The sequence below is a fragment of the Psittacicella gerlachiana genome (assembly GCF_003585965.1).
Taxonomy (GTDB): Bacteria; Pseudomonadota; Gammaproteobacteria; order Enterobacterales; family Psittacicellaceae; genus Psittacicella; species Psittacicella gerlachiana.
On the sequence record NZ_NRJF01000059.1, the window covers coordinates 1 to 14,783 of the forward strand.

The window sequence follows — 14,783 nt, forward strand, 5'->3', positions numbered from 1 at the left end:
TTTTTTTCTCCCCCTCTTTCACACTTTAACTTTTATTCTATTTTTTATTCATTAAACTAACAGTTATAACTAGTCTCGCTTTAGCAACCTAATTAAAATAACTAACAAATGAAAGGTAAATATTTAAAATAAAACTAACATTTGATAACTTAATATCAAAAAACAAATCCTTATTGAAAACTAAGGGTATAAAAACTGGGCGTTTTTTTAAAAAAAATTATAAACCAACCTCACTAAAAATAACATTTGCAACTAAAAAACACACCTACATATTTACTTTTGATATTTTTTGTAAAAAGCAATGCTTTTTTAGTCCATTTTCTGCAAAAAGTTCAGCAAGATTAAAGATCTTAAGTAATAATAAGCTCACATTCTTACTGGGACTAGATAAGTGAACTATATTTTTTAAAAGTATAAGTAACTAATCTCCTATCCATTAATTAATTTTCATTGTTTTCTTTTATAAATATGTCTTTGCAAAATACTTCTACATCTAAAGATACAGGTTTATTATTAAATGTTGAAGACAAACCGTCTTTCTTTATGACGCTAATTTTAGCGGCACAACACTTACTCGCAGCTTTAGGTGGAATTATTGCCGTTCCTCTAGTTGTAGGAAATGTTTTAGAGCTTCCTGCAACTGATACTATTATTCTTGTTAATGCCTCTCTTTTAATCTCTGGGGTTGTTACCTTTGTTCAATCTAAAGGTATAGGTCCAGTTGGTATCCGTCTTCCATCTGTAATGGGTACTAGCTTTACTTTCGTAGCAGCAGCTTTAGCTATAGGTTTCTCTGAAGCTGGTGTAGCTGGTATTCTTGGTTCATCTCTAGTAGGTTCTATTGTAATGATTGCTGGAGCTTACTTAATGCCTTATATTCGTAAATACTTCCCACCAGTAGTAACTGGCTGTGTAGTAATGAGTATTGGTCTTTCTCTAATCTCTGTAGCAGTTGACTGGTTTGCTGGCGGTCAAAAAACTGATCCAAACTATGCTTCAACCTCAACTTTAGCTATGGCAGCTTTTGTTTTAATCGTTGTTATTCTTCTTGTACAATGGGGCAAAGGAATTTTCTCAGCGGCAGCTATCTTCTTTGCAATGTTAGTTGGTTACATTGTTGCTTTATTCTTTGGTCTTGTAGACTTTACCGATGTAAAAGAAGCACAAGTATTTGCTGTTCCTACTCCTTTCCACTTTGGTTTAGCATTCCCTATCTCAGGAATTATCGGGATGTCAATTGCTTACTTAGTAACAATTGTTGAATCTAATGGTAACTTCCTTGCGATTGGTCAAGCAACTAACACTAAAGTTACAGGGGAACATGTAAAACGTGGTGTTTTATGTGACGGTTTAGGTTCTGCTCTAGCAGCATGTTTCTCAACCCTACCTTTCTCTTCATTTGCTCAAAACATCGGTATTATCTCAATTACTCGTGTAGCTTCACGTTACGTAGTAATGTGGACAGGAATCCTCTTATTCTTAGCTGGATTATTCCCTGTATTTGGTGCTTTAATCGTTTCAATCCCTGCACCTGTATTAGGAGGTGCTGGAGTAATGATGTTCGCAATGATTATCGTTGGTGGTATCCAAATGTTAGATCGTGTTACTCGCTCTCGTCGTAATGGTCTAATCATTGCTATCTCTTTAGGTGCTTGTTTAGCAGTGACTTTACGTCCTGAATTATTCAATCACTTACCAGGTTGGACAAAAGAAATTTTCTCTTCAGGTATTACTACAGGTTCATTATTTGCGATTATTTTAGATCGTATTCTTCCTGCAGATAAAGAATATACTGAAACGGAAAATTTAGAAAATCATTAATTTTTTAATCCCAAGATAACTTTCCAGTTATCTTGGGTTGCATTCCTTTTATACAATTGAAATTATAAAAATGAGTACTTCTAATTCCCCTACGAATTTATCTCCAATTGATAAATACTTTGAAATCACAAAATCTGGTTCTAGCATTCGTACTGAAATTACAGCAGGTCTTACTACTTTTTTAGCGATGGTTTATTCAGCTATTACCGTTCCTGCAATGCTTAGTGCAGCCGGTTTTCCTGCAGAATCAGTGTTTATTGCAACCTGTCTTATGACTGGCTTAGGAACTCTGCTTATGGGATTCTGGGCTAAATTACCTATGGCAATTGGCGGAGATATTGCTTTAACTGCCTTTGTAGCTTTCTCAATTGTTTTAGGACAAAAAGTTCCAGTTAATACCGCTCTTGGTATGATTTTAATTATGGGGATTACCTTTACCATAATTTCAATAACAGGTATTCGTGCTTGGATTTTACGTAATCTTCCTCATAGTATTGCGCATGGAGCGGGAGTTGGTATAGGTTTATTCTTAATTCTTGTTGCCTGCTCTAATGTACAAATTGTAGTTGCGAATACCGCATCTAGCTTACCTGTTAAATTAGGTGACTTTACTTCATTCCCTGTGCTAGCTTCATTTATTGGTTTATTCTTAATTATCGCCTTAGAAGCTATGCGTGTGAAAGGGGGAATTTTAATTGTAATTGTCCTCATTACTATCTTAGGTCTAATCTTTGATCCTAAGGTTACATATCAAGGATTCTTTGAAGTACCAAGTTTTGGTGCAGAAAATCTTTTATTTAAATTTGACTTAGCAAGTGTATTTAATACTACCCTTATTCCAATTGTTTTAGCTTTAGTTCTCTCTACCGTATTTGATGCAACTTCAACTGTACGTGCAGTTGCAGGAAATGCTGGTCTTGTAGACGCTAAAGGACAAATTAAAAATGGTAACCGTGCTTTAACTGCAGACTCTGTTTCTTCAGTATTTGCAGGTTTAGTAGGTACTGCTCCAGCTGCTGTTTACTTAGAATCTGGAGCTGGTACAGCTGCCGGTGGCAAAACAGGCTTAACTGCAATTGTTGCTGGGGTGGCATTCTTATTAATTCTTTTCTTTAAACCTCTAGCTTTCCTTGTACCTTTCTACGCTACAGCACCAGCTTTAATGTATGTAGGTTTACTCATGGTATCTAGCGTTAAAGATTTAAACTTTAATGATTTAATTGGTAGTGGTTCTGCTCTTGTAACCGCAGTATTTATTGGCTTTACGGCGAACATCGTTACTGGTCTAATGCTAGGCTTTACTTGTTTAGTACTTGGTCGTATAGTTGCTCGTCAATTTGACAAATTAAACTTTGGTACGGTAATTATTGCTCTTATTCTCTTTGTCTTCTACATTTCGGGAATTGCAATCTAGTACTAATTTCACCAGTTTCTCCGTTTTTGAATAGCAACAACTTAACCTTTATTTATTTTTTATAGTGCGATTATTACCTTTAGTTGTTGCTATTCAAACGGCGAGCTTTACATTTGTTTATTAAAAACTCGGAATCCAACTATGTCTGAAAGATCAGCTTTAGATCGTTTCTTTAAAATCTCAGAACGTGGTTCTTCACTACGTACTGAAATCATTGCTGGCTTAACCACCTTCTTAGCAATGGTTTACTCTGTTATTGTTGTCCCAGGGATGCTAACAGCTGCAGGCTTTGATGCTCAAGCGGTATTCATTGCTACCTGTTTAACTGCAGGTTTAGGTTCAATCCTTATGGGACTATGGGCTAATGTACCTATGGCTATCGGCTGTGCGATTTCGCTTACAGCTTATACCGCATTTAGTATGGTAATTGGACAAAAATTACCTATAAGCACTGCTTTAGCTGCTATCTTTGCTATGGGGGTAATCTTTACCTTAATTTCAGTTACAGGAATTCGTACTTGGATCTTACGTAATCTACCTATTAGTATTGCTCATGGTACAGGTATAGGTATAGGTTTATTCCTCTTAATTATTGCTGCTGGTGGCGTTAAACTAGTAGTTCCAAATACTACATCTTCAGTTCCAGTAACTTTTGGTGACTTTACCGCTTTCCCTTCTTTAATGACTTTAATTGGTCTAGCATTAATTATTGCTTTGGAAAAACGTAAAGTACTTGGAAGTATCTTAATCGTTATTATTCTTTTAACCGTTATTGGTATTATTTTCGATCCAAATATCAAATTTAATGGAGTATTTGCTCTTCCATCATTTGGAGAAAATGCTCATATCTTTGCTATGGATTTTGGATCTTTAGCAAATACTGCAGTATTACCTATAGTTTTTGCTTTAGTAATGACTTCTGTATTTGATGCAACTGGAACTATTCGTGCTGTTGCGGGTCAAGCAAATTTAATTGATAAAGATGGACAAATTATTAATGGTAATCGTGCTTTAACTACCGACTCTCTATCAACAGTATTAGCAAGTGCTCTCGGTACAGCTCCAGCTGCAGTATATATTGAATCAGCTTCAGGAACAGCTGCTGGTGGAAAATCAGGTTTAACCGCAGTAGTTGTAGGGGTACTTTTCCTAGCAATTCTTTTCTTCCAACCTTTAGCGACAATTGTTCCTAGTTATGCTACAGCTCCTGCATTAATGTATGTAGGTTTACTAATGATGTCAAATGTAACCAAACTAGACTTCAGTGACTTTGTTGGAGCTATGTCAGGTTTAGTAACTGCGATTTTCATTATCTTAGCTGCTAACATAGTTACCGGAATTATGATCGGTTTTGCAACTCTTGTAATCGGTCGAGTTGTTGCAGGTGAGTTTAAACAACTCAACCTAGGTACAGTAATTATTGCCGTAATCCTTGTTGCTTTCTATGCTTCAGGATTAGCAATTTAATAGTATCAAAATAAAAAAACGATAACTTTAAAGTGAAATTACTTTGAGGTTATCGTTTTTTTATTTGCCAGTTAATGTGCTAAGATATACTAATGAATATTTTTGAAAATTTAGAGAATATCAAGGATAAACGCTTACTTTTGGTTTATAATATGTAAGCAACTTAATAATTTATAACTTGATTGGCTTTTCTTTAAAATTTAAAACTAATTTGCATCCTCAATGCAATAAATTAAAGAGGTTTTATAATGGTTAAGGTTAGGTTTTCTCACCTTCAATCTCTCGACCCTAACAATCTAAATTCTTGGTTAGATAGTCTAAACAATGAGAAATTCAAAGAGCGTCTCAACCAGATTTATGACTACTATAGTCAAAACCTCATAAATAACCAAAATCTTCGTGATGAGGTAAAAATTACTATTTTCAGCAATAGCTGTGAACTAGTAGAAATTCTTGATGGTTTAAATCTTGATGATGAAACTCTCTTGGCAGCTTTCCTTTTCCCATTAATTTCAAATGGGCAAATAGAATTAAAAGAAATAGTTGATAAAATCACGCCTCTAATGTACCGCATCTTAAAAGGCACATTAAATATGGCTCAAATTGATATTATCAATTTTAATTCTGATAAAAACGATCAAATTAACAGTATTCGTCATCTGCTCTTAACTATGGCTGATGACTATCGTTCAATTATTATTAAACTCGCCGAAAGAATTCTCTTTCTCCGTGCTTTAGACTCTAATAAGAATATTGACGCTCAAGAAAAAGTACAGATTGCCTCTAATATTTTAGATGTTTATGCATCACTTGCAAATCGCCTTGGTATAGGGCAATTAAAATGGGAAATTGAAGACCTTTGTCTTAAAATTACTAATCCTGATGCTTATTATAAAATTGTAAAAAAACTAAGCATCCGTCGTATTGACCGCTTAAAACTAATTAGTGATTTTGAGCAAAATTTAGCACAAAAAATTCGTAAAGAATGTGGCATTCAACATTTTGAACTTTATGGTAGACCTAAGCATATCTACTCTATTTATAATAAAATGCGTAAAAAAAATCTTCAGTTTGAACAATTGTATGATTTATTTGCCGCTAGGGTTATTGTAAATACTGTTTCTGAATGCTACGCAGTATTGTCAATGGTACAGACTGATTATGACACTATAGCTTCAGAATTTACCGATTACATCGTAAATACTAAGCCGAATGGTTATCAATCTATCCATACTATTATTCGCCTTAACGAACGCTTTACTCTAGAATTACAAATTCGAACCGAAGAAATGCACCGCAATGCCGAAGTTGGGGTAGCAGCCCATTGGCAATATAAAGAAGGGAAAAAATCTTCGAATAAAGCTACAGATAAAATAGCTTGGTTACGTAAACTTTTAGAGTGGCAAAACGATATTAGTTCTGATCCAAAACAAGGTGAAGAAATTCGTAAGCAACTTCTTGATGATCGAGTGTATATCTTTACTCCTCGTGGAGAAGTAAGGGATTTACCTAAAGGATCAACTCCTCTAGATTTTGCTTATAGTATTCATACCGAAGTTGGTAATCGCTGTGTTGGTGCTAAAGTAAATAACCGTATTGTAAACTTTGGTTATGAGCTTCAAACCGGTGATAAAGTAGAAATCTTAACTCAAAAAGAACCTAATATCTCTCGAGACTGGATTAACTTTGTTAAAACTCCAAGAGCAAAAAGTAAAATAACTACTTATTTTGCTAAACTTGATCGTGATAAATATATCAAAGAGGGTTTACAAATTCTTGAAAGTGCTTGTAACCAAACTAAACAAAATTTAAAAAATTTAACTCCAGTATTACTCAAACGTTACAAACTGGCTAAAAACTTTGAAGAATTATGTTTAAACTTTGGTAATGGAACTTTAAAATCCAACAATCTTTTAAGTTTTCTAGAAAATTACAATCCAGCTGGAAGTGATCTCAATAAAGCTAAAGAGGTTGACGAAATTTTACATGAAAGGTTAAATGAAATAAATGACAAACCTAATCAAAACCATGGTAAAAATACTCGTCAAAATCAAATTATTATTGAAGGAACTTCGAGTGTAATGTATCAATTAGCTAGATGTTGTCAACCTATTCCAGGCGACCCGATTATTGGATACATTACTAAAGGTAGAGGAGTTTCAGTACACCGTGCAGACTGTTTACATGTTTCTCACCTCATGCAGGCACATCCTGGAAGAATTGTTAACTGTAATTGGAATCGTAATTATAAAGCAGGAAACCAAACAGTAAGAGCGAGATTACAAGTAATTGGTTTAGACCGTGTAGGGATGCTTCGAGATATTTCAGCTGTCTTAAGTTCCTTTAAAGCGACAATTGTAAGCTTTAATTCTTCTTTAAACCAAAAAACGATGCTTTCGACAATGAGATTTGAAGTAGACTTTAATAGTGTAGATACTATGAATAAAGTATTACTCTCAATTTCAAAAATCTCTGGCGTAGTGCAAGCTATACGTACTTAAACTTATCTTTGCTTATCTTTTTTGAGCACTTTTAAGTAAGCTATAGTCTAAGACAAAAAATCAACTAGATTTTATAAGTAAGAGTTCACTCTTACTTTTTTTGTGTTAATCGTTCTCATATACGCCTCAATTTTAAACTTTTTTATCCTTTATAATCATCTCCCCTACTCACATAGTCTATTCTCTCTGTATAATAGATAACAAAAAATCATCTCAACATAAATTAAGGTAATCTTATGTCATATCGTGAACAAAATGTTTTAGACAATGCTAACAACAATACTGTATTTATGGTATGGAATTTTAAAGAGGAAGCTGAGATTAAAGAAAAATTTCAACGCCTTTGTTCTTTAGTTATAAACCTCAATAATACAGCTAACACTCGTTTTCCTGAAGCTAAAGCAAGTGTTACTTTAGGAATTAGTGCTCAAGCTTGGGAACTATTAGATTTACCTAAACCTTTACCAAAAGAACTAACTCCTTTCCGTGCAATTAAAGGAGAAAAACACACAGCTCCATCTACCCGTGGAGATCTCCATTTACATATTCGTAGCACCGAACATAGTTATTGTATTGATGTTGCAGCTAACATCACTGATCTTTTACAAGAAGTGGCTGAATGTGTAGAAGAAGTTCATGGTTTCCGCTACTGGGATGGACGTAGTATTATTGGCTTTGTTGATGGTACGGAAAATCCGCAAGGAGAAGAACGCCGTCAATATGGTTTAGTAGGTGAAGAAGATCCTGAATACCAAGGTGGAAGCTACCTTTTTGTGCAAAAGTATATCCATGACATGAAAGCTTGGCGTGCTTTACCTGTAAACGAACAAGAAAAAGTAATAGGTCGTAGTAAAGCAGACGATATTGAAATGGATGACGATACTAAACCAAGTAACTCTCATACAGCCTTAGCAAATATTGGCGATGACAAAGTTATTCGTGATAACATGCCATTTGGGAATATGGGTGCTAATGAAATGGGAACCTATTTCATCTGCTACGCAAATTCATTTAATACCGTACGCCGTATGTTAACTAATATGTTTATTGGTAAACCAAAAGGAAACTATGATCGTCTTTTAGATTTTAGTACCGCAAAAACAGGAACTCTTTTCTTTGTTCCTACTTTTGATATGCTAGGTGACTTTGCAGGCTAAATCTAACTTCTTTGTAAGTTATGAGTTTTAGTATCTAATTAATTTACAAACCAAAAGAGCAAGAGTAAATAAATACTCTTGCTCTTTTGGTTAGTTGAAAAATTTTAGCTTACCTAATTTGCTTTAAGCTAATTACTTAAAGTTAAGCATTATTTGCTAAAATTTTTAATCAGGTTTTTTATCCTGTGTAATTTGCATTTGCTCAATCTTAGCTTGCTTTGTCTCTTGGGCTTGGGCTGGTTTAAAAGTTAAAATTAAAATTCCAATTACCATTAATGCTAAGCCAAGAATTTCACGTCCAGATAACTTTTCTCCAAGAAAAATAAAGGCAAATACAGCTACAAAGACTACAGAAAGTTTATCTAAGGAAGCTACATGAGCAACAGAACCTTCTTGCAAGGCTTTAAAATAAAATAACCAAGATAATCCCGTAGAGGCAGCCGAAAGAAAGAGAAATACCCATTGTCTTAAAGTAAGACTACTCAAACTTTCCCATTTACCAAGATAACTTACCCAAGCAGCGGTAATTGCCACAATAAAGCAAGTACGAATAAAGGTGGCTAAATCACTATTAATTCCGACTAACCCAAGTTTAGCAAAAATTGCAGTCATGGCAGCAAACACCGCAGCTAACAGAGCATAAATAACCCAACTCATAATCCTTCTCTCATTACCTAAATAAGTGGCTCTTATTCTAGCACTTTAACTTAGACAATGCAAAAAGTAGTAGCCGGACTACTTTTTAGTCAAGCTACTACTTTTAGATTTTTAGTCTCTTTGCTTTTGCCACTGCTCTTGCAAATAAGCTAAACTTAATTGCGAAGTTGATGAGACAAGGGCAATATCAACTCCTAGGTCTTCACTTTTTCCGACTCCAATCGGCAAAGCACCTGAAGCTTTTATCGCTTGAATTCCCGCCTGAGCATCTTCGATGGCAATACAATAATGAGGATCAACATTTAGATTTTGAGCTGCGAGTAAAAAGATTCCTGGATCAGGTTTGGATTTTACTTGAGCTGCACTAGCAATAGTATCAAAATAAGCACTTAATTCCATTTTTTCAAGAAGTTTAGGAGCATTAATACTTGCCGAAGCTAGACCAACTTTAATTCCCGCTGCTTTTAATTCTTGTAATAAAGCTAAGACTCCTGGAAATACATCTTGAGGCGTTACTCTCTCAATCATTTTTAAGTATTCCTGATTTTTCTTCGTAGCCAGCTCTTCAACTTGCTCTGATGAAAAACTCTCTGCTTTATTACCATACTCTAAAATTCTCTTGAGTGAATCTAAGCGTGATACCCCTTTTAATTGTTCATTAAATTCTCGATCTATATGAATCCCAATACTTTGAGCTAATTCACGCCAAGCTAAGTAATGGTACTCTGCAGTATCGGTAATTACACCATCTAGGTCAAATAATACTGCTTTAAACATTATTTAGCTCCTAATTTTACTTGCACTAGAGACTCTAAAGTATGAGTTTGACCATAGACTTCTAAAGTTAAAGACTCACCTTGTAATAACTCTAAAGTCACAAATTCTTTATTAATCGAAACTTTTAATAAACGTTGACGATAGTTAATATGGAAAGAGTAATCATCCCAAATACTTGGTAACATAGGAGCAAAGCTTAATTTACCTTGCCAAGTTTTCATTTGAGCAAAACCTTGCACTATAGATAACCAAGATCCTGACATCGAAGTAATATGTAATCCATCTTCGGTATCATTATTATAATTATCTAAGTCTAGACGTGAAGTTCGTAGATACATTTCTACAGCCTTAGCATCTTTACCTAATTCAGCTGCTAAAATCGCATGAATTGATGGAGATAAAGATGACTCATGCACAGTCATAGGCTCATAAAAATCAAAGTTACGACGTTTTGTTTCTAAATCAAATTGATCACCAAAGAAGTATAGACCTTGTAATACATCTGCTTGTTTAATAAATGGAGAACGTAAGATCTTATCCCAAGACCATTTTTGATTTAATGGGAGATCTTTACTTGCATCTAAACTACTTACAGGACGTAACTCTTTATCTAAGAAACCATCATGTTGTACAAACACTTCTAACTCTTGATCATATGGGAAGTACATGTTTGCTACTATGTCTTGCCATTTTTCTAACTCTACCTCAGTAACCCCTAAATCAGGACGAGGATATTGAGCTAAAGCTTTAGCAGTGTAATCTAAAACCCAAGTAGCAATGCGATTGGTATACCAGTTATTATTGATATTATTCTCGTACTCATTTGGACCGGTTACCCCATGGATCATATATTTATGCTTACGAGCACTATAGTGGACACGACTAGCCCAGAAGCGAGCAATTTCTACGAGAACTTCAAGCCCCTTAGTAGCTAAATAGGTTTGATCTCCAGTGTAATTAGTATAATTATAAATAGCGTAAGCTATAGCTCCATTTCTATGGATTTCTTCGAAAGTAATTTCCCATTCATTGTGACACTCAATCCCATTGAAGGTTACCATCGGATAGAGAGCTCCTGCTAAACCTTGCTCACGAGCATTATGTTGAGCCCCTGCTAATTGTTGATGACGGTATTTTAAGAGATTTTCAGTTACTTCAGGTTTAGCTAATGCAAGATATAAAGGCACAAGATAAGCTTCAGTATCCCAATAGGTTGCTCCGCCGTATTTTTCTCCCGTAAATCCTTTTGGGCCTATATTTAAACGTGAATCTTCACCATAGTAAGTTGAGAAAAGTTGGAAGAGATTAAATCTAATTCCTTGTTGCGACTCAAGAGCCTTAGGATTACTACCATTAATTTGCACATCTGCAAGTTGCCAACGCTCTTCCCATTTAGCACTATGAGCTTGTAATAACTGAGTAAAAGTTTGATCAGCTAACTCTTGACTTAAAGCACTTGCAGCTTGCTCTAATTCACCTTGATTTTGGTAATCACGTGAAGTAGTAAGCACCACTCTTTTTTCAAAGGTAAGAGCTTGCTCACCTAGAGTTGCCACAAAAGTATTAACTACTTGCGACTCTTGAGCTTGACTTGCTAGAGGTTTAAAATCTCCTGCAAAAGTTTGCTCCGCATGAACAATAAATCTTTCTACACCAAATGGATTTTCACGAGTTTGAATAGTAAGACTAGAACCCTCTCCTTGAGTTTTAGCTTCTAGAGTATGCCAGAAGTTTTCTTCATAATTTGAATCTTCATTACGCACATTTCCATCTAAATAACTCTTGAACTCAACTTGATGTTCTTTACCATCTACGGATACTACTTCCCATTTAAATGCAGCTAATTCTTTTACCGCTAAAGAAATAAATCTTGTAACAACAAATTTTACGCCCGCTACCACAAAACTACGAGATAAAACCCCGTGCTTCATATCAAGAGTTAAGTTAAATTCCTCTACCTGATCTTTTGCTAAGTCAACCAGCTTGCCATCAACGAGAATCTCAACTTTAGCAAAATTTAAGTTATTGATTGCTTTACCAAAATAACGAGGATAACCATTTTTCCACCAGCCTACACGAGTTTTATCAGGAAACCAAACTCCTGCAACATAGGTACCTAAATGAGTATCTCCGCTATAAGTTTCTTCAAAGTTCCCACGCATCCCCATATAGCCATTTCCAAGGCTCGTTAAACTTTCAACTAAACGCTTGTGCTCTTTATCTAATTGATGTGTAGTTAAAGTCCATGGGTGTACTTCCATACTTCTAAAAGTCATCTTTTACCTCAAATTTTTGTTACCTTAAAACTAATTTCTGTTTGTTGTTCTTGTCTTGGCTCTATGCAGATATCCCCCCATTGGCGAGCATTTAAACTATTGGGCATGGTTTGTGGCTCTAGAGCAATACTACTAAATTCTCCACGATCATGAGCTTGCCAATTTACAGGATCAGCAGTAAAGATTACCAAGGCATTACGAGAACTAAACACTTCAAGTTTATAGTGATTGCTAACCTCTAGAGTGGCAACTAAAGGATTATTTACGTGATAGACTTCATCAAAACCTTTATAAGGTTGCTCTGAAGTTCTAATCTCCGCCAATCCTTGAGCCAAGGAGCGTCCTGACCATTGATAATTAGCTTTATTACTTAAGCCCTGAGGAATCGCTTGGTCATCAGTTTGCATATGACTTCCATCGATAGTTAAATAGGCCTGCTCATTATCAAAGGTACGCCAATAAATATGTGCCGTAGGATCAAAAACACTCCATTTATTTAAAGATTTAGCTCGATAAGTTATTTTTAATTCATTATCTTCAGAGAGATAGTAATCTATGGTTACCGCTAAATCTCCAGGAAAGGAATCCACTTGCTCATATAAATTAGTACTTAATTGGAGATGGTTGTCGGCTAATTGCTTGCCGACAAACCATTGTTTTGCCATCCCCTGCTCCCCTCCATGCAAACAATTGGTTCCATGATTTGCAGGAAGTTGTACCAGTTCATGATTTAAAGAGAATTGAGCTTGAGCAATACGCCCTGCTACTCTACCAATTTGCAAGTTAATATTAAAAGGATTAGTAAGATATTCTTCTAAATTCGAACAAGAAACAACTAAGTTAGTGTCATTTCCCTCTAAACAAAACTTGTGAATTGCTCCTCCTAAATTAAGAACTTCTACTTTTGTTTGCCTTGTGTTCTTTAGGGTATAAACTTCAATTTGTTGCATACTCTTCCTTTAAATTAAGATTTTTTCACAACAAATACTGAAATTGCTCCAAAGAATAATACTATTGCTGCCGCATAGAACATATTAACTTGACTAAAGCCTAATGCTGGGAATAAAGCAAAACTTAATAATGAAGCAACAATTTGTGGTAAACAAATTGAACCATTGAAAAGTCCTAAGTAGGTTCCCATACGTTTAGTACCATGTAAAGCATTAGTTACATAGGTTAATGGATAAGTTAAAATACCAGCCCAAGCAATACCTACTAAGCTATATGAAAGGATTAAAGCATATTTATTAGTAAAGATCGCAATACTAAATAAACCTACAGCTCCCGCAAGTAAACTAATAAAGTAACTTAAGCGATTAAATTCACGAGGCACTTTAGCTAAAACATAAGAGTAGATTACCGCTGCTATAGATTGTACAGCTGCTAATAAACCATACCAGTTCCCCGCTTCCTGATAAGCATGACTAGTTGCATCTGTAGTTTGCCATACGTTTTCAGCAATTGCTCCTGCTGAATAGATCCACATATATTGAAATGCAAACCATGAGAAAAACTGTACTAAAGTAATTGCCCAGAAATTAAATGGTGCATTTTTAAGAAGAACAAACCAATTGGTTTTCTCATCAGATGGTTTAGTTAAATCAATGCCATGATAAGTTGCATAGGTTTGTGGATCATATTCTTTTACTTTTAAAATCGTTAATAAAGTAGTTAAAAGTAATAGGCCACCGCCAATATAGAAAGCTAATTTTACGGTAATTGGAATTGAACCTTGTTGAGCAACATTACTTAAACCAATAAACGCAAAGATAAATGGTAAAGCGGCTGCGATTACTGATCCGGTATTACAGAGAAAACTTTGAATCCCATAAGCATAGCTTTTTTGTTTCTCATTTACCATGTCGCCGACAATCATTTTAAATGGTTGCATTGCCATATTTGAGGATACGTCTAAAAGAGCGATCATTAATCCCCCAAAGAGTAAGGCAGCTAAAGAAGCATAACCAAAGCCAAAGTCTCCAGCATTTGGTAATAAGAACATTACAATTGCGGCAATAATTGAACCGTAAATTAAGTAAGGAAGACGACGTCCACCTAAACGAGGCGACCAAGTACGATCGGAAAGAGTACCGACAATAGGTTGTACTAATAAACCTGCTAAAGGAGGTAAAATAAAGAACCAACCTAAAGAATGAGGGTCAGCTCCAAGAGTCTGGAAAATACGACTCATTTGTGAACTTTGTAAAGTAAATGCCATTTGTACCCCTAAGAATCCAAGGCTTAGCATCCAAATGGTATTCTTAGGTAAATCAGGTAACCCTGAAGTATGTTGTTGATTATGTGCCATATAGTATCCTTTTGGTTATAAGAAATTAAGTTCGGAAATTAATTTCTTCTTCTGCAATTATTGTAAAACTAGTTTTTTCTAGAATAAATAGGCATAAAATACTTATGGTCTTTTTTCTTTCTCTGAGCATTTTTAAAAATCAATAACTTATGAATAACAAAACTAATTCCTAAAATATTTAGCTCTCTTATAAGAACTTTCGCATAGAAGCATTATTTATCATAAAGATATAAAATCAACTGACACATATTTTCTTTTAATTTTTATTCACAAATCAAAAAAACTGCACAGAGAAATATAAAATTGCAAAAGTGTGAAATACGACGAGGAAAAACCCTATAAAATATTAAGGGAATTATTTTGCTCTATCTATAAAATTGCCAGATAGAAAAAAGAAAAGAATAA

General features: G+C 34.8%; 10 protein-coding genes. 5 read left to right on the forward strand and 5 right to left on the reverse strand.

What is annotated here, in order from left to right; translation table 11 throughout:
- Positions 1–468: 468 nt before the first annotated feature.
- The 5 genes from CKF59_RS02370 (at position 469) to CKF59_RS02390 (ending at position 8,360) form a co-directional block, all read left to right on the forward strand.
- The gene (locus CKF59_RS02370; RefSeq protein WP_119534384.1) at positions 469–1,821 is read left to right on the forward strand and encodes a nucleobase:cation symporter-2 family protein; all 1,353 of its coding nucleotides are present in this window, start codon (positions 469–471) and stop codon (positions 1,819–1,821) included.
- Between the two features lie 70 nt (positions 1,822–1,891).
- Entirely contained in the window at positions 1,892–3,235 is a 1,344-nt protein-coding gene (locus tag CKF59_RS02375) for an NCS2 family permease (RefSeq protein ID WP_119534385.1), read from the forward strand.
- 141 nt (positions 3,236–3,376) lie between these two features.
- The gene (locus CKF59_RS02380; RefSeq protein ID WP_119534386.1) at positions 3,377–4,702 is read left to right on the forward strand and encodes an NCS2 family permease; all 1,326 of its coding nucleotides are present in this window, start codon (positions 3,377–3,379) and stop codon (positions 4,700–4,702) included.
- A 248-nt stretch (positions 4,703–4,950) separates the two neighbouring features.
- Entirely contained in the window at positions 4,951–7,203 is a 2,253-nt protein-coding gene (locus CKF59_RS02385) for a RelA/SpoT family protein (protein WP_119534387.1), read from the forward strand.
- Between the two features lie 236 nt (positions 7,204–7,439).
- The gene (locus tag CKF59_RS02390) at positions 7,440–8,360 is read left to right on the forward strand and encodes a Dyp-type peroxidase (RefSeq protein WP_119534388.1); all 921 of its coding nucleotides are present in this window, start codon (positions 7,440–7,442) and stop codon (positions 8,358–8,360) included.
- A 165-nt stretch (positions 8,361–8,525) separates the two neighbouring features.
- Here CKF59_RS02390 and CKF59_RS02395 read toward each other — a convergent pair whose 3' ends face one another.
- The 5 genes from CKF59_RS02395 to CKF59_RS02415 all read right to left on the reverse strand — a co-directional run bounded on the left by CKF59_RS02395 (position 8,526) and on the right by CKF59_RS02415 (position 14,378).
- Positions 8,526–9,017, reverse strand: coding sequence for an EamA family transporter (locus CKF59_RS02395; protein ID WP_119534389.1), 492 nt, complete (start codon positions 9,015–9,017; stop codon positions 8,526–8,528).
- A gap of 111 nt (positions 9,018–9,128) precedes the next feature.
- A complete protein-coding gene (gene pgmB / locus CKF59_RS02400; RefSeq protein ID WP_222985500.1) occupies positions 9,129–9,794 on the reverse strand; it encodes a beta-phosphoglucomutase in 666 nt (221 codons plus the stop codon).
- Positions 9,794–12,070 (reverse strand): glycoside hydrolase family 65 protein, encoded by a 2,277-nt coding sequence (locus CKF59_RS02405; RefSeq protein ID WP_119534391.1) that lies wholly within the window; start codon positions 12,068–12,070, stop codon positions 9,794–9,796. The genes pgmB and CKF59_RS02405 overlap by 1 nt, the downstream gene beginning before the upstream one ends.
- A gap of 8 nt (positions 12,071–12,078) precedes the next feature.
- Positions 12,079–13,020, reverse strand: coding sequence for an aldose epimerase family protein (locus CKF59_RS02410; protein ID WP_119534392.1), 942 nt, complete (start codon positions 13,018–13,020; stop codon positions 12,079–12,081).
- 14 nt (positions 13,021–13,034) lie between these two features.
- Positions 13,035–14,378 carry an SLC45 family MFS transporter gene (locus CKF59_RS02415; protein WP_119534393.1) on the reverse strand — a complete coding sequence of 448 codons (1,344 nt, stop codon included), beginning with the start codon at positions 14,376–14,378 and terminating at the stop codon, positions 13,035–13,037.
- Positions 14,379–14,783 lie beyond the last annotated feature (405 nt).